This window comes from Tunturiibacter gelidiferens (assembly GCF_014201335.1).
GTDB lineage: Bacteria > Acidobacteriota > Terriglobia > Terriglobales > Acidobacteriaceae > Edaphobacter > Edaphobacter lichenicola_E.
The window spans coordinates 173,729-194,459 of record NZ_JACHEB010000002.1 but is presented as its reverse complement, the minus strand read 5'-3'; the positions used below and the strand labels follow the sequence as shown (position 1 = coordinate 194,459).

The 20,731-nt window shown below is 58.6% G+C and carries 19 protein-coding genes and 1 other RNA gene; 10 read left to right on the top strand and 10 right to left on the bottom strand.

The window, feature by feature from the left end; genetic code table 11:
- The first annotated feature begins 195 nt into the window (after nt 1–195).
- Nucleotides 196–1,125 carry an NADP-dependent oxidoreductase gene (locus HDF14_RS04615; RefSeq protein WP_183974013.1) on the top strand — a complete coding sequence of 310 codons (930 nt, stop codon included), beginning with the start codon at nt 196–198 and terminating at the stop codon, nt 1,123–1,125.
- Nucleotides 1,126–1,360: 235 nt separating this feature from the next.
- Here HDF14_RS04615 and HDF14_RS04610 read toward each other — a convergent pair whose 3' ends face one another.
- The 4 genes from HDF14_RS04610 to HDF14_RS04595 all read right to left on the bottom strand — a co-directional run bounded on the left by HDF14_RS04610 (nt 1,361) and on the right by HDF14_RS04595 (nt 3,805).
- Nucleotides 1,361–1,846: a DoxX family protein gene (locus tag HDF14_RS04610; RefSeq protein ID WP_183974012.1), complete on the bottom strand. Its 486-nt coding sequence runs from the start codon at nt 1,844–1,846 to the stop codon at nt 1,361–1,363.
- 69 nt (nt 1,847–1,915) lie between these two features.
- Nucleotides 1,916–2,413, bottom strand: coding sequence for an energy transducer TonB (locus HDF14_RS04605; RefSeq protein WP_183974011.1), 498 nt, complete (start codon nt 2,411–2,413; stop codon nt 1,916–1,918).
- A gap of 133 nt (nt 2,414–2,546) precedes the next feature.
- Complete coding sequence (locus HDF14_RS04600; protein WP_183974010.1) at nt 2,547–3,596, bottom strand: Gfo/Idh/MocA family protein; 1,050 nt, start codon at nt 3,594–3,596, stop codon at nt 2,547–2,549.
- Entirely contained in the window at nt 3,596–3,805 is a 210-nt protein-coding gene (locus HDF14_RS04595) for a hypothetical protein (protein ID WP_183974009.1), read from the bottom strand. The genes HDF14_RS04600 and HDF14_RS04595 overlap by 1 nt, the downstream gene beginning before the upstream one ends.
- Before the next feature lie 120 nt (nt 3,806–3,925).
- On the opposite strand from HDF14_RS04595, the gene HDF14_RS04590 reads away from it, so the two are divergent.
- Nucleotides 3,926–4,768 (top strand): alpha/beta fold hydrolase, encoded by an 843-nt coding sequence (locus HDF14_RS04590; protein WP_183974008.1) that lies wholly within the window; start codon nt 3,926–3,928, stop codon nt 4,766–4,768.
- A 102-nt stretch (nt 4,769–4,870) separates the two neighbouring features.
- Here the strand turns inward: HDF14_RS04590 and alr are convergent, their stop codons facing one another.
- The gene (alr, locus tag HDF14_RS04585; RefSeq protein ID WP_183974007.1) at nt 4,871–6,064 is read right to left on the bottom strand and encodes an alanine racemase; all 1,194 of its coding nucleotides are present in this window, start codon (nt 6,062–6,064) and stop codon (nt 4,871–4,873) included.
- A gap of 168 nt (nt 6,065–6,232) precedes the next feature.
- On the opposite strand from alr, the gene HDF14_RS04580 reads away from it, so the two are divergent.
- The gene (locus tag HDF14_RS04580; protein ID WP_183974005.1) at nt 6,233–7,588 is read left to right on the top strand and encodes an SGNH/GDSL hydrolase family protein; all 1,356 of its coding nucleotides are present in this window, start codon (nt 6,233–6,235) and stop codon (nt 7,586–7,588) included.
- A 580-nt stretch (nt 7,589–8,168) separates the two neighbouring features.
- On the opposite strand, the gene hpnI is transcribed toward HDF14_RS04580, so the two are convergent.
- The 3 genes from hpnI to HDF14_RS04565 all read right to left on the bottom strand — a co-directional run bounded on the left by hpnI (nt 8,169) and on the right by HDF14_RS04565 (nt 12,000).
- Nucleotides 8,169–9,350, bottom strand: coding sequence for a bacteriohopanetetrol glucosamine biosynthesis glycosyltransferase HpnI (gene hpnI / locus HDF14_RS04575; RefSeq protein WP_183974003.1), 1,182 nt, complete (start codon nt 9,348–9,350; stop codon nt 8,169–8,171).
- 154 nt (nt 9,351–9,504) lie between these two features.
- A complete protein-coding gene (locus HDF14_RS04570; RefSeq protein WP_183974001.1) occupies nt 9,505–10,752 on the bottom strand; it encodes an ABC transporter permease in 1,248 nt (415 codons plus the stop codon).
- Nucleotides 10,753–10,776: 24 nt separating this feature from the next.
- Nucleotides 10,777–12,000 (bottom strand): ABC transporter permease, encoded by a 1,224-nt coding sequence (locus HDF14_RS04565; RefSeq protein ID WP_183974000.1) that lies wholly within the window; start codon nt 11,998–12,000, stop codon nt 10,777–10,779.
- A 122-nt stretch (nt 12,001–12,122) separates the two neighbouring features.
- On the opposite strand from HDF14_RS04565, the gene rnpB reads away from it, so the two are divergent.
- Nucleotides 12,123–12,579: RNase P RNA component class A (gene rnpB / locus HDF14_RS04560), an RNA gene on the top strand.
- Nucleotides 12,580–12,802: 223 nt separating this feature from the next.
- On the opposite strand, the gene ruvA is transcribed toward rnpB, so the two are convergent.
- On the bottom strand, nt 12,803–13,402 hold the full coding sequence (gene ruvA, locus HDF14_RS04555) for a Holliday junction branch migration protein RuvA (protein ID WP_183973999.1): 600 nt from the start codon (nt 13,400–13,402) through the stop codon (nt 12,803–12,805).
- A 66-nt stretch (nt 13,403–13,468) separates the two neighbouring features.
- Between ruvA and HDF14_RS04550 the strand changes: the two genes are divergently transcribed.
- Nucleotides 13,469–14,122: a ribonuclease T2 family protein gene (locus tag HDF14_RS04550; RefSeq protein ID WP_183973997.1), complete on the top strand. Its 654-nt coding sequence runs from the start codon at nt 13,469–13,471 to the stop codon at nt 14,120–14,122.
- Between the two features lie 478 nt (nt 14,123–14,600).
- Entirely contained in the window at nt 14,601–15,257 is a 657-nt protein-coding gene (locus HDF14_RS04545; protein ID WP_183973995.1) for an energy transducer TonB, read from the top strand.
- A gap of 30 nt (nt 15,258–15,287) precedes the next feature.
- Here the strand turns inward: HDF14_RS04545 and HDF14_RS04540 are convergent, their stop codons facing one another.
- Nucleotides 15,288–16,310: a proline iminopeptidase-family hydrolase gene (locus HDF14_RS04540; RefSeq protein ID WP_183973993.1), complete on the bottom strand. Its 1,023-nt coding sequence runs from the start codon at nt 16,308–16,310 to the stop codon at nt 15,288–15,290.
- A gap of 158 nt (nt 16,311–16,468) precedes the next feature.
- Between HDF14_RS04540 and coaBC the strand changes: the two genes are divergently transcribed.
- The 4 genes from coaBC to HDF14_RS04520 all read left to right on the top strand — a co-directional run bounded on the left by coaBC (nt 16,469) and on the right by HDF14_RS04520 (nt 20,653).
- Nucleotides 16,469–17,746 (top strand): bifunctional phosphopantothenoylcysteine decarboxylase/phosphopantothenate--cysteine ligase CoaBC, encoded by a 1,278-nt coding sequence (gene coaBC, locus HDF14_RS04535; protein ID WP_183973991.1) that lies wholly within the window; start codon nt 16,469–16,471, stop codon nt 17,744–17,746.
- A 91-nt stretch (nt 17,747–17,837) separates the two neighbouring features.
- Nucleotides 17,838–18,473, top strand: a complete 636-nt coding sequence (locus tag HDF14_RS04530; protein ID WP_183973989.1) for a hypothetical protein — start codon at nt 17,838–17,840, stop codon at nt 18,471–18,473.
- A gap of 27 nt (nt 18,474–18,500) precedes the next feature.
- Entirely contained in the window at nt 18,501–19,100 is a 600-nt protein-coding gene (nadD, locus tag HDF14_RS04525) for a nicotinate-nucleotide adenylyltransferase (protein WP_183973987.1), read from the top strand.
- Nucleotides 19,101–19,264: 164 nt separating this feature from the next.
- Entirely contained in the window at nt 19,265–20,653 is a 1,389-nt protein-coding gene (locus tag HDF14_RS04520) for a class I SAM-dependent methyltransferase (protein ID WP_183973985.1), read from the top strand.
- Nucleotides 20,654–20,731 lie beyond the last annotated feature (78 nt).

Sequence of the window (20,731 nt, the reverse complement as noted above, 5' to 3'; positions counted from 1 at the left end):
TCTCCTCCTACACCCAAAATCAAACATCGTCATCTCGACCGAAGCGGTTCACAGTCTCACCGTGAATCACGTAGTGGAGAGACCCTCGTATTTCGCCGTTGCCTGTTCTTCACCTCTGCACGCGAACTCCTGTCACTGAATCGAGCAAACTCCCCTCCGCATCCAAGTTCACGGCTCCAGCCTAAAAGGTGACATATGAAAGCAATGCAGCTCTACCAAGCTCCCGAAGGCATCTCCCTTCATCGCACTCGCGTCCCTGAACCAACACCCGGCAAAGGAGAGGTCTTGATCCTGGTCCACGCCGTCGGCGTCACCCCCACCGAACTCGTCTGGTACCCCACCACCCACACCAAGGACGGAGCCGAACGCAAAAACGCCATCCCGGGCCACGAGTTCTCCGGCGTCATCGCCGCATTCAGCGAAGACGTCACCGGCCTCACCCTCGGCCAGCCCGTCTATGGCATGAACGACTGGTTCGCCGAAGGCGCCACCGCCGAGTTCTGCCTCACCATACCCACCTGCATCGCGCCCAAACCCTCCACGCTCTCCCACGCCGAAGCGGCCACCATCCCCATCGGGGCACTCACCGCCTGGCAAGGCCTCTTCGATCACGCCAAACTTCAACCGAAGGAGCGTGTCCTCATCCACGGAGGCGCAGGAGCCGTCGGCATCTTCGCCGTCCAGCTCGCCCACCGCCACGGAGCCTACGTCATCGCCACCGCCTCTACCCCAACGCTCGATCTCGTCACACAGCTCGGTGCCGACGAGATCATCGACTACAAAACCTCACGCTTTCAAGATCTCGTCCGCGACATCGACGTAGTCTTCGACACCGTAGGCGGTGAGACCCGCGACCTCTCCTTGCCCATCCTCAAACCCGAAGGCCGCATGATCACCATCGCTGCCGACGCCGAGAGCAGCTCCGACCCTCGCGTCAAAGAATCTTTTTTCATCGTTGAGCCCAACCAAACGCAACTCATCGAAATCGCAAAACTACTCGACGCCGGATCGCTAAAAACCTTCGTCAACGCCGCCGTCCCACTCGAAGACGCACCCGCCGCCTACGCGAAAACCATCCCGCAGAAACTAGGCTACGGCAAAGTAGTCATCACCCTCGCCGACTAATCAACACTTGTCTTTTGCCGCAGGAAACCCATTTGCTCCCGCCGTAGCCAGTTCTCCTTCACCCAAACAAAAGCTCCACAAAAAGAACACCGCCCAGATAAGACGTTTGTCATCTCGACCGAAGCTGTTCACGGTCTCACCGTGAACAGCGTAGTGGAGAGACCCCTTATTTCGCCTTTTCTCTGCTTTCCTCTAGAGCAAAATCTCGAGAACAGACTAACCAGCGAGACCCACTCTAGTCTTCCGCCCAGCGCGCCCCAGCATCCGCAACAGAATACGAGCCACGCTCCGACCGTCTCTCGCTCTTCGTCACAGAAACCAGCACCCCCAACAACAGCGCACCCCCGGCATCCGCAAACACCGAGTAATTCAGCGGGTCTTTAATTCCCCCGCTCCAGGTCATCGCCAACGCGAACAACGCAAACAGCACAGCAGACCCATACGCGACATACTCTAGCTTGTATCCAATCAACAGCCCCACGCCAAACAGAGTCTCCAACACTGTCGCAACCCAAGCCAGCGCCGGTATTACCGCCTTCGGCGCAAAGCTGTTCACTACTCCGCAATAAGCCACAAAGTGAGTCCAATCCCCCCACGAAGCTCGCGGCGACCCATGCGGCCCCCACAGTCCAAACCTATCGGCCACAGCTGAAAGCAGCGTCACCGCCAGCGCAATGCGCCCCACCCACAAAGCAAACGTAACAACACGAGAAGCTCTCATATTCAGACACTCAGACCGCAACTTCAAATAAACCCATAACAGAACTGTCGCTATATTTTGGTGAAAAGGCTAACCGGGGGTCCTCTTGATGACTGGCCCAGACCCGCATCCAGGAGCCAACTGGGTCATGTTTCCACCCTTCACGCCACCTTTGCCGTCGGGCATGTAGACCGGGAAGGATTCGCCATCTCCGAGATAAAAGATGGAAACGCTGGTATGCACGGCGATTGCGTGTCCGTGGTGCTCGTAAGGTTTATATGTCCACTCCTTGATCGCTACCATCGCCGAGTCCTTCAGCTCGTCAAACCCGCTCACGAACTCCGCGTCACTCACTTTTCCTTTTTCATCGACGGTAACCTTCAGTATCACCATAGCGTTCGAGCACTTTTGTAGTGCCCCCGCGGGCAACTTTGGCGCAACAATATGCTCCAGACGCTTAGCCATAACTGTTTCGGGGACCTCCATCGTTTTAGCGGAAATTCCGCCATCCTGAGCAGAGCAGTTGGCCAGAGCGGAGACAAAGAATACGATCCGAAATATAGAGCGGCAGTAGGTATGAACGGTCATTCCAGCCAACTATATCTCCTGCGGGGTTTCGAAATCAGTTCGCACTGTAAAGAAATCATCGCCGTTCCCGATAGAGGACTGGGGCGCGCGGCCGCCTATCAGCACCGTTTCCATAACAGGGAAACATTTGCAGTTACATAAAGTCGCGAAGGCCCGCCCGCTCCGCATGCACCGCAATCGCCTCGTTGATCTCGAGCGCCAGCGCCAGCGCAGCGCGCCCATCCTCACCCGACACCACCGGCCTTGTGCGCTCACGCACAGCCTTCAAAAACGACTCAATCTCCAGTCGCAGAGGCTCCCCCAACTCCACCACCACCTTCTTCAGCGACAGCCCCGCCGAAGGATGCGCACCCCCCTGCTGCGCCTTCTCCGCCAACGCAGCCAGCATCGCCGGATCCATCCCCGCAGCCGCCGTCACATCGATCATCAACAGATCCTGCCGCGCGAAATCCAGCGAAAGATACTGATGCGGCTGAAAGAATCGCAGCTTCCTCACCCGCTCCGTACTCACCCGGCTCGCCGTAAAGTTCGCAATGCAGCCGTTCTCAAACGCCACCCGCACGTTCGCGATATCCACCTTGCGCGACAGCACCGGCAGTCCCACCGCCCTTACCTCGCGCACCGGCGAAGCCACCAGACTCAGCACAATGTCCAGATCATGGATCATCAGATCCAACACCACATCTACATCCAGCGAACGCGGCGTAAAGATGCTCAGTCGGTGCGCCTCAAAGAACATCGGCTTATGCAGATGCTGCTGTGCCGCAGTCACCGCCGGATTAAATCGCTCCAGATGCCCCACCTGCACAACGCGCCCATGCTTGCGAGCCAACTCGAGAATCAAATCAGCATCCGCGAGACTCGCTGCCAGCGGCTTTTCAATCAGCAGATCGACACCAGCAGCCAGCAACGGCGCAGCCGCAGAAGCATGATGCACTGTCGGCACACAAACCGATGCAGCATCCAACCCACCCACCGCAGTCAGGCAAGCCTCAATCGTCTCAAAGCCCGGCACACCGAACCTCTCCGAGGCCGCAGCCACAGCCACCGGATCGCGGTCGACCACACCGACCAGCTCAACCGCCTGTCCCGCCTGCTGAAGCTCCCGCAGCACCCGCAGATGATTGCGCCCAAAGGCACCCGCCCCAACTACCGCAACCCGCAGCGCCCGCGTACCCGCCACTACTTTTTAGCCGGAGCCTCAACCGCCTCGCGGCAGCGGGCATACAGCTCCAGCAGATGCGTCACCTGATCGTCACCCTTAGGCGAGCTCGGCAGACCAAAACCAGTCGACCCGGAGGATTTGCTTCCTACATTAGCCTGCGATGCAACGAACTTAAGTAGATCGAGCGCGATATCTTCGGTACGACGCGCTGTGCTGATGGATTCCATGAAGTGTTTCCTCTCGTTTCTCTTAGCTGATGTTAACGGCCCACATGCCATGCACGCAAATAAGCTTCCTTCGCCTGACGATAGACTTCTCCTGTGACAACAAACCGACGGGAGGTCCAGGTGGAATTCTGTGACGACGATCTGACGAACTTCGAGGCCGAAGGCGCCACACTGTCGACGCCCCCAGATGCTCAAGGTTACGTCGAACACGAGGGAGCCCACATCTGGTACGCCACCTACGGCTCCGGCTCACCCGTCATCCTTCTGCACGGAGGCTTCGGACACAGCGGCAACTGGAGCTATCAGCTTCCCGACCTCCTCGCCGCCGGTCACCGCGCCATTCTCATCGACAGCCGCGGCCACGGCCGCAGCACACGCGACGCCCGCCCCCACACCTACGAACTCATGGCCTCCGACGTCCTTGCCGTCATGAACACACTGAACCTCGAACGAGCCGCCGTAGTCGGTTGGAGTGACGGCGCATGCATCGCTCTCATCCTCGCCGATGAAGCTCCCAAACGCATCGGGGGCGCCTTCTTTTTCGGCTGCAACATGGACCCCAGCGGCCTAAAACAGATTGACGAACGAAACCCGCTCCTCTTCCGTTGCCTGTCACGTCACGCGAAGGACTACGCCCAGCTCTCCGCCACGCCCGACCAGTTCGACGAATTCACCGCCGCCGTCCGCATCATGATGAGCTCGCAACCCAACTACACCGCGCAAGACTTATCCCGAATCAGCGTACCCGTCCTGATCGTGCAAGCCGAACACGACGAATTCATCAAGCACGAACACGCCGAATATCTGGCGCGCAGCATCCCCAACGCAAAACTCATCATCCTAAACGGCGTAAGCCACTTCGCACCGCTTCAACGCCCCCATATCTTCAACGCCGCCATGCTGGCCTTCGTCACCGAAGTCCTGCCGGACGGGCCTCCTACGCGGAGCTCGGTCACTTCGTGACGCCTATTCCGGCTTCGCCAAATCATCTGATCGCGACCAACGAGAGCGCCAGCAGAAGGGGTATACAAGTCACGAAGTGACCGCCGCCCGCGCAGGGCGCATCTAGCCAGCAATCCCACACCGATGCGCCGCCCGCACGCCACAAACAATCTCATACGCAATCGTCCCTGCCAGCCGCGCATGATCCTCCGCCGTCACACCATCCCCCAGCACCACTACCTCATCTCCCAACCCCACCCCCGCGATCCCGCTCACATCCACAATCGTCAGATTCATCGACACCCTCCCCACAATCGGCGCCCGCTGACCCCGCACCATCGCCCACCCACCAGCTTGCGCATTCGACGCGGAAAGCTCCCGCCGCAACCCATCCGCATACCCGACCGGCAGCAGCGCCAGCCGCATCGCGTGCTCCGCCACAAAGATTCCGTTATACCCAACCGTCTCTCCCGCCTCCACCTCGCGCCGCCCGATCACTCGCGTCTTCCACGTCATCACCGGCTGCAACTCACGCCGCACCTCACTCAAACCTTCACCCTCAATCGGCAAACAGTACCCATACAAAGCGATCCCGGTCCGCACCATCGACCGCGCCCCCACACTCGCAGCCAGCTCACGCAGCCAACCGAGATTCCCCTCACCTCGCTGATTGTCCACCGTAGAAGAGTTCCCCGCATGCACCCACGAAAGCCGCAAACCCGCAGCCCCGACTGCCCCAATCGCCTCCTCGAACCGCTCCCGCTGCAACGTCGTCTGCAGCGACCCCGCCACCTCCGACGAAGCAAAATGCGTCATCACCCCATCCAACCGAATCCCCGGCTCTCCCCGCACCCACGCCAGCAGGTCCTCCAGCTCCACGCCCGGCCGAATCCCCTGCCGCGCCATCCCCGTATCGATCTCCACATGCACCGCCACCGGCCCCATCCCAAGCCGTCCCGCAGCCTCTGCCAACCACTCCATCTGCTCCCGCAGCCAAACCACCGGCACCAACCCCAGCCGCACCACTTCCTCCGCATCCTCCCGCAGCAGCCCCGACATCACCAGAACCCCTGGCTGCTCCCTCCGCGCAATCCCTGCCGTCTCGAGCGCCGCCCTGACCGTCGCGCCCTCGGTCACCTCGGTCACCCCCAGCCACTCCGCCCCTGCCCGCACCAGCACCGGAGCGCACACCGCCGCCCCATGCCCATATGCATTGGCCTTCACCACCGCCAGCACCGCCGTGTCCCCAGCCGCCCCCGTCAGCAGCCTGTAGTTCTCCGTCAGCCGCCGCTCCGAAACCTCCACCCAGCTCTTCACATCCCTATCCTATCGTCGCCGCTCGCTCCCGCAGATACCTCCCCAAATACCTCTTGTTCCCCATCGCACCCCGAGTGTGATACAAAGCCACGTCTACAGAAAGCACACACAGTCGCGAACTTTCCTAAGTCCGCGACCTCTCCAAGGGGTCCGTTCGTCGCCATGAAAATGAATAGCCGTTCAGTCCTGCTGCATTCCAGCCTTACCGCAGCACTCCTCCTACCCCTCGCAGCCTGCAACAACGACAACGGCAGCAGCAGCGCCTCAAAGCAGCTCGCCTCGCTCCAGGCCCAGCAGGCAAAGAATGCCGGCAACTTCTCCAACACCATCTTCCTCGGCGACTCCCTCACCGCCGGCTTCCAGAGCGGCTCCCTCCTCGACACCACCCAAGTCCACGGCTGGGCCCCGGTCCTCGCCGCCCAGGCCGGATTCAACATCATCCAGCCTCTCATCGCCTACCCCGGCGCGCCCAACGTCCTCCAGCTCGTCTCCCTCGGACCTCCGCCCGTCATTGTTCCCGTCACCGGAACCTCCACCGGCCGCGATAACTTCGCCACCCAGGTCACCGACCTGGCCGTCCCCGGCGCCCTGCTCAACGACGTCATGAACACCATCCCCGAGGTCAACCCCGCCCCCGGCTCCCAGGCTCAGCTCAACCAGCTCGTCCTCGGCTTCCCCGGCCTCGGCTACGGACAGGCCAACAGCCAGGCCACCTTCGCCATCAACGCCCAGCCCACCACCATCTTCCTTTGGATCGGCAATAACGACGCCCTCATCGCCGACGAAACCGGCATGCCCTCCAGCATGACCTCAGTCGCCAACTTCACCAGCCAGTACCAGGCCCTCATCACCGAACTCACCACCAAGGCCCCTGCAAACCTGATCATCGCCAACATCCCCGACGTCACCAAAGTCCCCTATCTGACCCCCGCCGCCTTGGTTCTCGGCGAAGTCTCCGCCGAAACCGGCCTTCCCACCACAGCTCTCAGCGGCATCCTAGGCATCGTCCCCGGCGACCTCGTCAACCCCGCCGGCACAGCCCAGATCCCGCTCATCCTCACCGGCCAGCAAAAGGGACCCATCACTGACGCCGGCTTCCTCTCCGCCGCCGAGGTCGTCACCGTCCAGTCCCAGGTCACGGCCTTCAATCAGGTCATCGCCGCCCAGGCCAAGGCCGCCAATGCAACGCTGGTCGACATCTACGCCCTCTTCAATCAGGTCTCCGTCAACGGTCTCACCATCAACGGCTACACCGGAAACTCCAGCTTCCTCGGTGGCTTCTTCGCCCTCGACGGCATCCATCCCACCAACGTCGGCTACGCTGTCATCGCCAACACCTTTATCGACACCATGAACACCACCATCAGCACCAAGATCCCCGACGTCCCCCTCGGCCCCGTCGCCGCCACAGATCCTTACTGGCCTCCCAACCTCGCAACCCAGGTAGCTCCCTCCGCCCGCCCCCGAATCATGCCAGCCAACGCCGGAAAGGCCATAGCCGCCGTCATCGGGAAGAAGCAGTAGGCCTCTTTTCCCTTGCCCTAACCCTTGTCTTTGTCTTTGTCTTTCTGGTTGTCACCCCGAAGGGGATCTGCTGTTGCCGTTGTTTGTCTTTTTGTTTGTCATCCCCGAAGGTGATCGACCGTTGTGGTTGTCGCTGCCGTTGCTTGTCATTTTGTTGTCATCCCGCCGGGATCTGCGGTTGATTTCACGCTGCTCGTTCTAACTCACTTTTCGGGGCAGCCACAAACCACCCCAATCCTCATCTTTCAGGGCAAATCCATCTGTCAACCCCCAATTTCCAATATCCCATTCACCATCAACAAATTACGCGTGGCGCATAAGTTACACACATTCCGCTATCATTGATTCAGAGCAAAACAAAGAAAGCCCTCGCGACCAAAAGTCCGAGGGCTTTTTCCATCTATCAACGCTAACCCCTTTAGAAAGACGAATTTGCGGATAACCCCTTTGAATGGACTAATCTACAAAAATAAAATCGTGCAACTTACTCATTCCAGGTGTTTTATGCAAAGGTAACCCCCCGGGGGGGGTACCCCCAAGAAAGGATTACCCCGTGTCCAGTTCCAACCAGATCGAAACGTCACGAGTTCAAAGGACTGACAGGCCTGATGCGCCCATCCCGCAGCGCAAACAACTCCCCCCGCCAAACCACCGTATCGCCGGCAAAACTCCAGGCCCAGAAGCCCAACCCAAAGAAGTCGCGAACCGGCAACAACCAAAGGTCGCGCAGAACCTGCTCATCGCCCAGCACCCCCACCCCCACCGAAAGCGCCACCGCCACCCGCGCGAGCAGCACAACACTCAGCAAAGAAAAACTCCAAAGCGCCAGCCCACTCGCGACACAGGTCATCACCGCCCACGGCAACGCGTACGTCACGCCCAGCCCAACGTACCCCAGCTTCCGCGAGTCCCGAGTCGACCGCGCCCAGCGCAGTTGATGGTCCCTGAACCCGCGATAGTGATACTCCGGCACCGTAGTCTCGACCACCTCATTCGAAAGCTCCACGCGATATCCTGCCCCCGCAATCCGCGCGCCCATCTCGTAGTCATCGGCCAGATACTCCGCCAGCGGCTCCAATCCTCCAGCCTTCGCCAGCACCTTCTTGCTGGTAGCGAGCGTCGACCCCAGACCAAAGCGAATCCCGCCCTCGAGCCTGCGCGCCGTCAGCACCCCCGGCAGAAAGTCGGTCGAAATTCCCAAAGCCTCCAGCCGCGACCACACCGTCAGCGCGCCTCCGGTCTCCGCAGTGCGGCCGATATAAGGAGCCGTCACCATACCGACATTGGCATCCGAAAAACACTGCATCACGCGCGTCAGATATTTGGGAGACACGCGAATATCGCTGTCGTTGATCAGCACATGTTCATACTTCGCCTCACGCAGCATCTGCACCAGGTTGCTCACCTTGCCCGAAGTGCCCAGCCGCTCCCGGCACTCCACCAGCCGTATCGCACAGTCAGGAAAATCAGCCTTCAGCCGCTCAATCTCACCCACCGCCGGATCGTTCAGGCTGCTCACGCCGAAGACAATCTCGAACTTCCCCGCATACTCCTGACGGCAGTGGCTCACCAGCCCCGCATACATGCGTTGGTCCACGCCCTTCACCGGTTTCAGAATCGTGACATCGGGCGCAAACCCGGCGTCGACACTCTTGCGCCGCCAATAATGTACAAAGTTCCGGGTTCCCCACAACGCCAGCAGCAGATAAGCGAGCCCGGCAAGGGTCAGCAGTGTCGTAATCGCCTCAATTGCATGGGCCATCCCAGTAGTCTATCGAGATATTCGTGTGCGGGCTCCGGTTCGCCTTGCGCGGGCCGGCGGTCACTTCGTGACAGGTATACCGGCTTCGCCCTGGGCCTCCCGATGGTCGGCAGAACACACCTCTTCGCGACCAGCAGGAACGCCCCGTAGTGACCTACTCGTAGCGCAGCGCCTCGATAGGGTTCAGATTCGCCGCCTTCCACGCCGGATAAATGCCGAAGAGAAGTCCGATCCCGCACGAGCAGCCGAAGGCCAGGGCAACCCACAGCGCCGATAGCATCGACGGAAAGAAAAGGTGCAGCACCAGAGCGATCGCACTGCCGATAAGCACGCCAATGACACCGCCAACAGCGCAGAGCGTTATGGCCTCCAGGGTGAACTGCGCGAGGATGGTCCGCTTGCTCGCACCGATCGCCTTACGCACGCCGATCTCCCGCGTTCGCTCCGTCACGCTGACCAGCATAATATTCATCACGCCGACCCCTCCCACGAGCAACGCCACGCTGGAGAGAGCAAACAGCAGTAAGAAAAGGCCACCTGTGATCGTGGTCCATAAACGAGTTAAGGAATCAGTCCCAAAGATCGCGAAGTTGTTCGGCGCCTCGTTCTTCACCTTCCGCCTGCGCCGTAACAGCTCCTCTATCTCATCCTGTACCAGCGTCTTGTTCTTCTGGTCATCAAACTTCAGGCTGATCCAGTAATCCAGTACCTCCGGATGAATCTTATGGAACGTACTCACAGGGAAGAACGCCTTGTTGTCCTCCGGGTTCTTGCCTCCCCCAAACGCCTGTTTCTGTTTGTCCATCACGCCCACGACGGTAAACGTCATACCCGCAATGGTCACATCCTGACCCACCGGATCGATCGCGCCGAACAACCCGTCCGCCGTATCGATCCCCAGTACGACAACGTTAGCCGCCCGTTCCACGTCGCTCTCGTTAAAGAAGCGACCATCCTTCAAGTTGAGCTCATACACATCCTTCACGCTCGCCGTGTCACCCTCCAGGGTCGTCCCCTCCAAAATCTTGCTGCCGTACTTTACCGCGACGGTGCCCTCCACCCCGCTGTTGTCCCGATATTGCAATCCAGGCGTCACCGCCAGCACATGCGGCAGATCCTTCATCGCCATCGCATCCTCGTAGGTCAACTGCTTCCGCGTCAGCATCTCTGTCGTAGGCCGCACCCCAATCACCGGAAACCGGAAGACCCAGATCACATTCGTCCCCAGCGACTCCACCAGACCAGCCACACTCGAGTTCAATCCGTTAATCACCGACGAGATGATAATGACCGTCATCACGCCAATCACAATTCCCAGAATCGTCAGTCCGCTGCGCAGCTTGTTTGCCCGCAGCGTATCCAGAGCCATCGTTACCGTTTCTTTCGTATCCGCGATCCGCATCGACGACCTCCCTGCTCCCGTGCTTCACTCCGATCTCAGCGCCACGATCGGATCCAGTTGCGCGGCCTTTCGCGCCGGATAGACACCGAAAAAGATTCCCGTACCGGTGGCCATCACCAGCCCGGCAATCACGCTCCACAGCGCAATCGTCGAAGGAAATCCTGCCAGAATCGTAATCACCTGCGCCACCAGGATTCCCCCGATCACGCCGAAGACTCCGCCCACCAGCGCCATTGTCCCCGACTCGATCAAAAACTGCATCAGGATGTCCTTTGGACGCGCGCCAAGAGCCTTGCGGATGCCGATCTCGCGCGTCCGCTCAGTCACGCTCACCAGCATGATATTCATAATGACGATGCCGCCGACGACCAGCGAAATCAGCGCCACCGCCCCGGCCACCGCACCAAACGACCGCGTCACGATGCTGAAGAATCCCACCAGGGTATTGTTCGTATCCAGCTCAAACGAATCCTCGGCTCCCGGAGCGTCATGCCGGCTCGATCGCACCAGAACCCTCACCTCGTCCGCCGCGGTCTCCAGCACCGGTCCAGCCTCACCCGCTTTCACATAAATCGTCAGCGTCTTCGCCGTCCCATAGCTCTTCTGAAACGCCGTCAGCGGCACGGCGACCCAGTTGTCCTGGCTCGCACCAAACGTGCTCCCCTGTTTCTCGCTGATCCCAATCACCGTGTACGGAGTGCCGTCGACCCGCAACTCTTGTCCCAGCGGATCAACTCCTGCAAAAAGGTGGTCCTCAATATCGGTCCCGATGATCGCCACATGCGACGCATGCTCCTGGTCCGCCTCCGTGAACCCGCGCCCCTGCATAATGTTCAGGTTCTGCAGCGAAGGCATCTGCCACGTATACCCCCGGATGTTGGTATCGGTCGTGGACTCGGTCCCGCGCACGATCTTCCCTGTCACGGCCTGCTGCGCGCCAATCCCGATGCAGTGCCTGCAGTTCGCCGCCACATACTGAAAGTCGGGATAGAGGATGTTCTTACGCTTTTGATACCTCTGATAGTCCTCCGGGCTGGTAATGATCTGCGGCATCTTCGAGACGGTGAAAACATCTGCGCCGTAGCTGGCGAATTTTGTGGTGACATAGGTGTTCGCGCCGTTGACCAGCGTCACCACCGCGATCACGCTGGCTACGCCGATGACGACGCCGAGCAGGGTCAGGACGGAGCGGAGCTTGTTCGCCCAGAGCGACTGCAGCGCGATCTTTACGGCCTCTTTGAATTCCATTGCCTGTCTACCTTGGGTACGCTTGAGACTATCAGCCAGGGGTCTCCAAAGCGAGATTTGCCTTGCTCACTCATACGCAATCGGGCGGGGTTTTGTTCGGGGCGTGGGATACACTTGTAGCTGCAGGCGGCTGGATGATCGCTGCCGTCTTCACCGCAAGGTGTTTGACGGGGGAGGAAAGTCCGAACTCCGCAGGGCAGTGTGCCGGATAACGTCCGGGACGGAGGTTTCAAGACCTCTGGACGGCAAGTGCAACAGAGAACGAACCGCCTCAGGTTGGTGATTTACTTCGGTAAATCCGCAAGCGGCCTGGGGTAAGGGTGAAAAGGTGCGGTAAGAGCGCACCGCGCGGCCAGTAATGAACGCGGCAGGGTAAACCCCACACGGAGCAAGACCAAATAGGCAGGGATTTTGCCGCTCCTCTTCAGGCGGCAAGAGCGTATCGGCCCGATGCGCCCAGGCGAAGAGACTCGAAAGGGAGCCGAAACTTGCGGGTAGGTTGCTAAAGCGCCGCAGTAATGCGTCGCGTAGAGGAATGATCGTCTAAAACAGAATTCGGCTTACGGGCCGTCTGCAAACCTATGGCCTCGAAATCGCTCAAACGGTTTCGAGGCCGTCTCTTTTTTCCTACGTATTTTTTTTGACTGTGGTGGACGGGTGTTTTGCTGGGGTTTTCGCAAATTGTGGTTGCGAAACGTGGTGTTTTGGATGGTGAAACGTGGTGACGTTGTGGTGTTTTGCGTGGCTGGAAGAGCACGATTTTTGGGCGACGAAAAATACGCCAACTTTTTGAGATTTATTTTTAGCGGATGGCGGCCATGGCGGCGCGGAAGAGGGTTTCGAAGTCGTGGGCGGCGTTGGGGTCCTTGGTGATGGCGGTTTCGATCGCTTTCTGAGCGATGGGCCGAGGGTAGCCGAGGTTGACCAGAGCGGAGAGGGCGTCGTCGCCTGCGGGGCCGTGATCGGGGCCTCCGGTGATGGTGGGGATTGATATGGCGAGGTCGTCGAGTTTGTCTTTCAGTTCGAGGACTACGCGTTCGGCGGTCTTTTTGCCGATGCCGGGGATGCGGGTGAGGGTGGCGTGGTCGCCGGAACGGATGGCGGTGATGAGGCGGCTGGCGTCGATTCCGCTGAGGACCGTGATGGCGAGCTTGGGGCCGATGCCGGAGATGGTGAGGAGCTTTTCGAAGAGGCGCTTCTCCTGCGTTTCGGAGAAGCCGAAGAGGGCAATCTGATCTTCGCGGACGTGGGTGTGGATGTGCAGCGTGGCGTCGGTGCCTTCGCTAGGCAGGGCTGAGAAGGTGGCGACGCTGATGGTGACGTCGTAGCCCACGCCGGCGCACTCGACGATGGCTTGATTGGGAGTTTTTGAGAGGAGGCGTCCGCGAAGGTGAGCGATCATGCTGTTGGTGATTGTAGCGTGTTGGTTTTGGAGTTGTTCGTGGATGCTGCATTAGCATGTTGGTTTATGAAGACTTTCTCTGTGCGGCGTTTTGCGACGGTCTGTCTGCCATTGTTGGCTTTGGTGGTTTCTTGTTTGCGTAGCAGTGCTCAGGAGAAGGGTGAGCCGGGGAAGTTCGATTTTTACCTGATGAATCTTGCGTGGGGGCCGGAGTTCTGTTCGGTTCCAGGAGCGGGATCGGAGTGTAAAGCGCCACGCGGGTTTGTGCTGCATGGGCTGTGGCCGCAGAACTATGACGGCTCTTATCCAGTGAACTGCGGCGAGAGATCGGGACCGGTGCGGCCGGAGCTGAATTTAGATATCACTCCTGACCTTCCGCTGCTGGATCATGAGTGGAAGAAGCACGGGACTTGTACAACGATGTCGCCGGAGGAGTTCTTTGGGCTCGAGCATCAGGCGTTTCATTCAGTGAGGATTCCGAGGAAGCTGCGTGATCTGAAGCATGAGGAGCCGTTGAGGCCGAAAGACATTCTCGATCTGTTTGCGAAGGCGAATCCTCCGTTTCCGCAAGGGAGCGTGGTGGTGAGTTGCGAGAAGGAGCGACTGACGGCGGTCGAGGTTTGTCTGGCGAAGGATGGGCTTATGCCGATCTCTTGTCAGGGACTGCGAGGGTGCCAAGCGGAGGCGTTGAAGATTATGCCAGTGGCCACGACGAGATAGCGAATGGCTGCTCATCTGTTTCGTGGATTCTCCAGCCTACAACTATGGTGGATAAGTTCATTGCCAGGGAGCGAAGTGAACTATAAACTGGCTCGACATGGGAATACGCCGAGCTTTAAAAGCATTCGTACTGAGTCTCACTTTATTTTCTGCCTCATTCTCTGCCTCCCGCGCCGAAGATCACGCCGCTCTAACGGAACGTCTCCACCAGGCTGAAATTTCCGGCTCTCTCGACACCGAGGGTCTAAAGCCATGGCATTTGAAACTTGACGTCCAGCTTTTTGGAGAACAAGGCAAGCAAACGGAACAGGGAACAATTGAGGAGTGGTGGATCAGCCCTACTTCTTTTCAGTTGGTTTTCAAATTTCCCTCTTATACCGCGACGGAGATTCGCAATGAAAAAGGCCTGAGCAGAACGACAGGATCGAGCTCACCTCCTTTTCTGATAAGTCTCCTTCTGAATCAGATCGTTCATCCAATGCCGAGAAACGAAGACATAGATAGTTCCTCACCCGATCTTCGCAAAGAGAACTTCGGCAAGGTGGCATTGGACTGCATCATGCTTGACCAGAAGATCACCAAGATCCCTTTTCCGCCGTTAGGTCTGTTTCCGACATACTGCTTTGACACGGATAAGACCATTCTGCGGTTGAGTTACGATTTTGGATCCCAAGTCATAGTTCGGAATGCCATCGGAATATTCCAGGCACGCAATGTGGCCACAGACGTCACCGTGAAGGAAAGCAATCAGATACAGGCTGCTGCTCGGATTAGCAAACTTGAAACGACAGCTTCAATGCCTTTGCCCGCGATCGATCCGACGGCACTAGCTCCAATCGATAAGAGTGCGACCGGAGTTGCTCCTGGTGTGATGGCCGGACACAAACTCGCTGGCTCCAACCCCATCTATCCGGTAGCAGCTAGAATGCGCCACATTTCAGGAACTGTGACCTTTGTTGCGATCATCGGGACTGACGGTCGCATTCACTCGCTTCGTATTGTTTCCGCTCCTGATCCTGACCTTGCTATCGCCGCTCTTGCTGCAGTCCGGACGTGGACTTATACGCCCTATTTGCTCAATGGCGAACCCGTTGAAGTTACAACTCAAATTAGAGTTAACTTCAATTTTAGCTAGAGTGTTCGTACCCCGGGCTTTGAAGCCGGCTTATAGAGTTTGCAGGTAGCTTAGGAGGTTTTTGAAGTAGAAGGCCTGGTCGTCCCACATGCAGAGATGGCTGCCGTCGGGGCAGATGAAGGAGGATGCGTTGGGCATGAGGGTGGCCATCTTGGTCATGTCCTTGGGGTCCATCTCGTCGTAGCGTGCGCCGATGGTGAGGGCCTTGGTTTTGATTTCGTGAAGGCGGTCCCAGCGCTCCCAGTCTTTAAGGTTGCCGGTGACGACGAACTCGCTAACGCCCTGCATCTGGTTGTAGATCTTTTGATTGGAGTGACGGAAAGCGCGGTCGACGGGTTCGGGCCAGGGTTTGGTTCGGCAGATCATTTGTGGGTAGAGCTCCGTCATCATGATCTTTTCGTATTCGGGGGAGTCGTAGGCGTTCTTTGCTTCGAGTGCTTCCAAAGTTCTGAGAGAAGCCGGGGAGAGAAACTGGTGCTTCAGTCTGGCGGTGCGTTTGAGATAAGACTGCGTGCCAGCGGTCATGTTTGAGATGACGAGGCCCTTAAGGTGCTGCTGGTAGTTGAGGGCGTACTCGATGGCGAGGATGCCGCCCCAGGAGTGGCCGTAGAGGACGAAGTGATCGAGCCCCAGGCCGCGACGCACCTCTTCGACTTCTTCGGTGTAGCGGGCGAGCGTCCAGAGCGAGGGGTCGTCGGGCTGGTCGGAGTTGTTGCAGCCGAGTTGGTCGTAGTAGTAGATCTCGATGCCTGCGTCGGGCAGGAAGGACTCCATCGCTTCGAGATACTCGTGACTGAAGCCGGGGCCGCCGTGGAGCAGCAATACCTTGGTGGAACCGCTACCGAGCCGCTTGGTCCAGACCTTGTACTTGCCTTGCACGACGGGCAACATGCGGATTCCTGCAGTGCGGATACCCTGCGGATTCAGAGTGTCTCTAGGCGGTGCGGTGTAGCGAGACAACTGCGGATTGGAGACAGATGCCAGGGCTTTATTGCCAGTCGCGGTGGCGAGTACCGATGCAGCGGTTGAAGCCAGGAAACTACGACGATTCACGAACGCCCCTTGAGTTGATGTCGCGGATTAGTTGGATGCGATTCAACAGTTCTTGTTGGAGATGATATCGAAGGCGAGGGCGGGTGATGGGGTCTGTTCTCGGAAGTGGCTTCGGTACGATAGAGTTGTGTGCTCGAGATGGTGAGAGAAAAGAAGATATGAAGGCAGAACGTATCAAGGTTACGGTTGGGGTTTGTGGGGGGATTGCGGCTTACAAGTCTGTGGAGCTGGTGCGTCTGCTGCAGGATGCCGGGTATGACCCACATGTGGTGATGACGGCTGCTGCGGAGAAGTTTGTGACGCCGCTGACGTTTGCAGCGATCTCGGGGCATAAGGTGATTACCTCGTTGTGGAGCGAAGAGGCGGGGACGGGTTCGGCGGAGGAAGACCCGGAGGGCGAGCATAGCAGCGTGGAGCATATACAGGCGGCGCAGTCGACGAGGCTACTGGTGGTGGCTCCGGCGACGGCGAATATGCTGGCGAAGTTTGCGCATGGGCTGGCGGATGATTTTCTTTCGACGATGTACCTGGCGACGACGGCTCCGGTGATTGTGGCTCCGGCGATGAATGTGAATATGTGGGAGCATTCGGCGGTGCAGGCGAATGTGGCCACGCTGCGGGCGCGTGGAGTGAAGGTGATTGAGCCGGGGAGCGGGTATCTGGCGTGTGGGATGGTAGGAGGTGGAAGGCTGGCTGAGCCTGCGTCGATTGTGACCGCGGTTGCGGAGATGTTGGCTGAAGGTACAGAAGATGAGGCGTGGCGGCAGGAGCGGCGGGATTTTACCGGCGAGATGGTGCTGGTGACGGCGGGTGGGACGCGGGAGCCGATCGATCCGGTGCGGTTTATCGGGAACCGATCGAGCGGACGGATGGGATATGCGGTCGCGGAGGCGGCGAAGCGGCGGGGGGCGAGGGTGGTGTTGATTAGTGCTCCGACGACGCTGCCTTGTCCGGCGGGTGTTGAGGTCGAGCAGGTGGTGAGCGTGGAGGATATGCGGGCGGCTGTAATGGCTCAGCTGAACGAGGCTACCGTGGTGGTGATGGCTGCGGCGGTGAGTGATTATCGGGTGAAGGATGTTGCGGACCGGAAGATGAAGCGCGAGGGGGCGCAGGCCATTTCGCTGGAACTTGCGGGAACGGTAGACATCTTGCGCGAGGTGGTGGGGCGGCGGCGGGATGGAACGCTGGTGGTGGGGTTCGCGGCGGAGACTGAGGATGTTGTGGCGAATGGGCGCGGCAAGCTCGAGCGCAAGGGCGTGGACGCGGTGGTGGTGAATGATGTTTCGAAGGAAGGGATTGGGTTCGATTCGGAGCAGAACGCGGGGAGCTTTTTGACGAAGGATGGGACGGTTGAGTTTCCGGTGATGAGCAAGGTGGAGATGGCGGAACGGATCCTGGACGAGGTGTTGAAGCTGCGGGTTGGGACTGCTCACTGAGGAGATATCTTTGGGTGAGGAGAGGTTGTGTGGGGCACAAATCGTGGCGGGCGGTGCATTCGGGGCGCGCTAACTAGTAAACTAACGGCACATGAGTTTCCGCAAAGCAGTTCTCCTTCTTGCCTCCGTTGCCCTTGTCAGTACCGCCTCCGCTCACGCACAGTTCGGCGTTTATGGCATGTTCACTGTTGACCGGCTGAGCAATATTCAGTCATCGCCTCTGGCGCCGCCGCCATTTATAGATGGGAAATCTCAGGCGGTTACCAATACTGTCGATCCCCTGGGTGGGACGGGCGGAGTCTACTACGACTTCAAGAAGGTTGGACCGTTCACGCTGGGGGCGGATCTGCGCGGCACGATTCTGACGACCAAGCGAGGCGCAGACGTCAACTTCAACGCCAATGGAGCGCGCATCTACTCGGTACTCGGTGGGGTTCGTGGCGTCATTCATACGCCGAAGAACTGGCTAAAACCTTATATTCAAGGTTCGGTGGGACTTGGTCGAAGCGACTATGGTCTCTCTAATACCACATCCACCGGCCAGGATATCCTTTACAACAACTTCGAATATGAGGGATTGGCAGGGCTGGATATCAAGCTGCTGCCCGTCCTTGACTACCGCGTCGCCGAGTTCGGCTATGGGGGCCTTGATCCCTTCGGCAACAATAGCCATAACTATCCGATCAAACAGGTCAGCATGGGCTTCGTGTTCCATCTTCCGTTTTAGGAGCGACGGTTCGCGAGAGAATAGTTCATGCGCGTAGCTCTCTTCGGTGGCAGCTTCGACCCGCCGCATCATGGTCATCTTGCCATCGCTACGGCGGCGGCGAATGCGCTCGAACTGGATTCTGTTCTGTTCGCTCCTGCAGGCCGCCAGCCCCTGAAGCTTGATGGGACGGTCACTTCTTTTGATGACCGGCTTGCGATGGTGGAGCTTGCGTGCCGGGAAGATTCTCGGTTTACGGCATCGGAGATCGATGCTCCCCGGGCCGACGGACTGCCGAACTACACGGTGGACACTCTGAGCGAATTAGAGCGGAAGATGCCGGAGGCTAAGCGCTTCAACCTGGTGGGAGCGGACAGCTTCCTGAGCCTGCCGCGATGGCACCAGCCAGCACGCCTGCTTGAACTGGCCGAGTGGATTGTGGTGAGCCGGCCGGGATTCACGATTGGGAGCCTCTCTTTGTTGGGGCTCGATGTGTATCAGCAGAGCCGTGTACACCTGCTCGACAATGTTCATGAAGATATTGCGGCTACCGGACTTCGCGGCAGGCTGGAGGCGGGTGATCCTTGTGTCGATCTGATTGCGCCGGCCGTTTTGGATTACATACAGAGCCACCACCTTTACCAATAGGCGAATCCATTCTGTTTTTTTTGTTTTAGCTACTGGCCGAACTTCGTTTTTCTCGAAACTTTCTTGAGGCGAAATGTGTCTGTACAGATATTGCTCCTAACGGGTGCCCCTTTATCTTGTGAATTGGATCCTTTGCACGCGCAGAAGTAGATTTGTGATATTTGATGACAGAATTTTTGACACTCCCCGCCCTCCCAACCTTTCGCGATCCCGCGGGCAGCGTTGAGGTTCGTCCTGACGGTGCTTACCGGAGCGTTCGCGCTCCCTTCGACACGGAGATTCTCGCCTTCCTTAAGCTTCCGCTTGCCTCGGAACTGGTCGCGCAGGGACGGCTTGTTGCCAGCGATGTAGTGTCGGAGGCAGCGGAGATTTTGGTGCTGCGCCATCCTCGCATTTCGTTTCAATCCTACCCCTGGGAGTGGAGTCCGGGGATGTGGCTTGCCGCAGCGGAACTTACGCTGACTCTGTGCAGTGATCTGATCAAAGAGGGTTGGCAGCTGAAGGACGCAACACCAATGAATGTGCTGTTCCGAGGGGCACGACCGGTCTTCGTCGATCTGCTTTCGATCGAGCGTGTCGATCCGAATCAACCAATATGGCTCGCCTATGGCCAGTTCGTTCGGACCTTTTTGTTGCCGATGCTGGCTCACTCACGTCTGGGATGGCCGCTGCAACTGTCACTGACGCGTCGCGATGGATATGAACCGGAGGAGGTCTACCCGGCGCTCTCGTTTGCTTCGCGGATCACGCGCCCTGCGCTGTCGGCTGTCACGCTCCCTTCTCTGTTGGCGAAGACGAAGAAGGGCAGTTCCGGTGCCGTAGCAGCGCGATCGGTAAAAGATCCCGATCTTGCAAAAGAGATCCTGCTGAGGACGTTGGGGACTCTATTGAAGCAGATGCGGAAGGTAACGCCGGCTCATCGATCCTCTACCTGGTCGGATTATGCTGAGACCGCGAACCACTATAGCGACGACGACCATGAGGAAAAGCGAAGGTTTGTGAGAGTCGCACTGGGGAAGGCACGCCCTTCGAAGGCGCTCGACGTGGGTTGCAATACAGGGGTTTACTCAAACCTGGCGGCAGACGTGGGAGCCGAGGTGGTCTCGATCGACACCGATCTGCAGGCGGTCGATCGTTTATTCGCGGGCCTGAAGGTGAGCGGAAAGAACATTCTTCCGCTCTGTGTCGATCTTGCCCATCCTACCCCGGCGGCTGGCTGGGAGAATCGTGAGAGCGCGTCCTTTCTGGATCGCTGTGCCGGGCAATTCGATACCGTGATGATGCTGGCGGTGTTGCACCATCTGCTGCTTCACAACCAGGTACCAATGAAGAGTATCGCCGAACTGTGCAGGAAGCTGACCACTCAACACCTGATCGTGGAGTGGGTGCCACCGACGGATCCGAAGTTTCAGGAGCTTCTGCGCGGCCGCGCAGCACTCTACGAGCACATTACCGAGGCGTCCTTTCGCGAGGCCTTTTATGATGACTTCTCCGTCTCTGACGAGCTGACGCTGGCCAATGGTCGAATTCTTTTTCACCTTCGAAAGAGATAACGCGGGCTTCTAGCTCGAAACCCGCTTGTGGCGGAGTGGGAGCTCGCCCGTCCGGGAGAATACGAGGTCGTTATCGTC

Excerpts from the sequence above, each read along its gene's own strand:
- HDF14_RS04615 (WP_183974013.1), top strand. The coding sequence starts at position 196 with ATGAAAGCAATGCAGCTCTACCAAGCTCCCGAAGGCATCTCCCTTCAT.
- HDF14_RS04610 (WP_183974012.1), bottom strand. The coding sequence starts at position 1,846 with ATGAGAGCTTCTCGTGTTGTTACGTTTGCTTTGTGGGTGGGGCGCATT.
- HDF14_RS04605 (WP_183974011.1), bottom strand. The coding sequence starts at position 2,413 with ATGACCGTTCATACCTACTGCCGCTCTATATTTCGGATCGTATTCTTT.
- HDF14_RS04595 (WP_183974009.1), bottom strand. The coding sequence starts at position 3,805 with ATGGAATCCATCAGCACAGCGCGTCGTACCGAAGATATCGCGCTCGAT.
- HDF14_RS04580 (WP_183974005.1), top strand. The coding sequence starts at position 6,233 with ATGAATAGCCGTTCAGTCCTGCTGCATTCCAGCCTTACCGCAGCACTC.
- hpnI (WP_183974003.1), bottom strand. The coding sequence starts at position 9,350 with ATGGCCCATGCAATTGAGGCGATTACGACACTGCTGACCCTTGCCGGG.
- HDF14_RS04570 (WP_183974001.1), bottom strand. The coding sequence starts at position 10,752 with ATGCGGATCGCGGATACGAAAGAAACGGTAACGATGGCTCTGGATACG.
- HDF14_RS04565 (WP_183974000.1), bottom strand. The coding sequence starts at position 12,000 with ATGGAATTCAAAGAGGCCGTAAAGATCGCGCTGCAGTCGCTCTGGGCG.
- ruvA (WP_183973999.1), bottom strand. The coding sequence starts at position 13,402 with ATGATCGCTCACCTTCGCGGACGCCTCCTCTCAAAAACTCCCAATCAA.
- HDF14_RS04550 (WP_183973997.1), top strand. The coding sequence starts at position 13,469 with ATGAAGACTTTCTCTGTGCGGCGTTTTGCGACGGTCTGTCTGCCATTG.
- HDF14_RS04545 (WP_183973995.1), top strand. The coding sequence starts at position 14,601 with ATGCCGAGAAACGAAGACATAGATAGTTCCTCACCCGATCTTCGCAAA.
- coaBC (WP_183973991.1), top strand. The coding sequence starts at position 16,469 with ATGAAGGCAGAACGTATCAAGGTTACGGTTGGGGTTTGTGGGGGGATT.
- HDF14_RS04530 (WP_183973989.1), top strand. The coding sequence starts at position 17,838 with ATGAGTTTCCGCAAAGCAGTTCTCCTTCTTGCCTCCGTTGCCCTTGTC.
- nadD (WP_183973987.1), top strand. The coding sequence starts at position 18,501 with ATGCGCGTAGCTCTCTTCGGTGGCAGCTTCGACCCGCCGCATCATGGT.
- HDF14_RS04520 (WP_183973985.1), top strand. The coding sequence starts at position 19,265 with ATGACAGAATTTTTGACACTCCCCGCCCTCCCAACCTTTCGCGATCCC.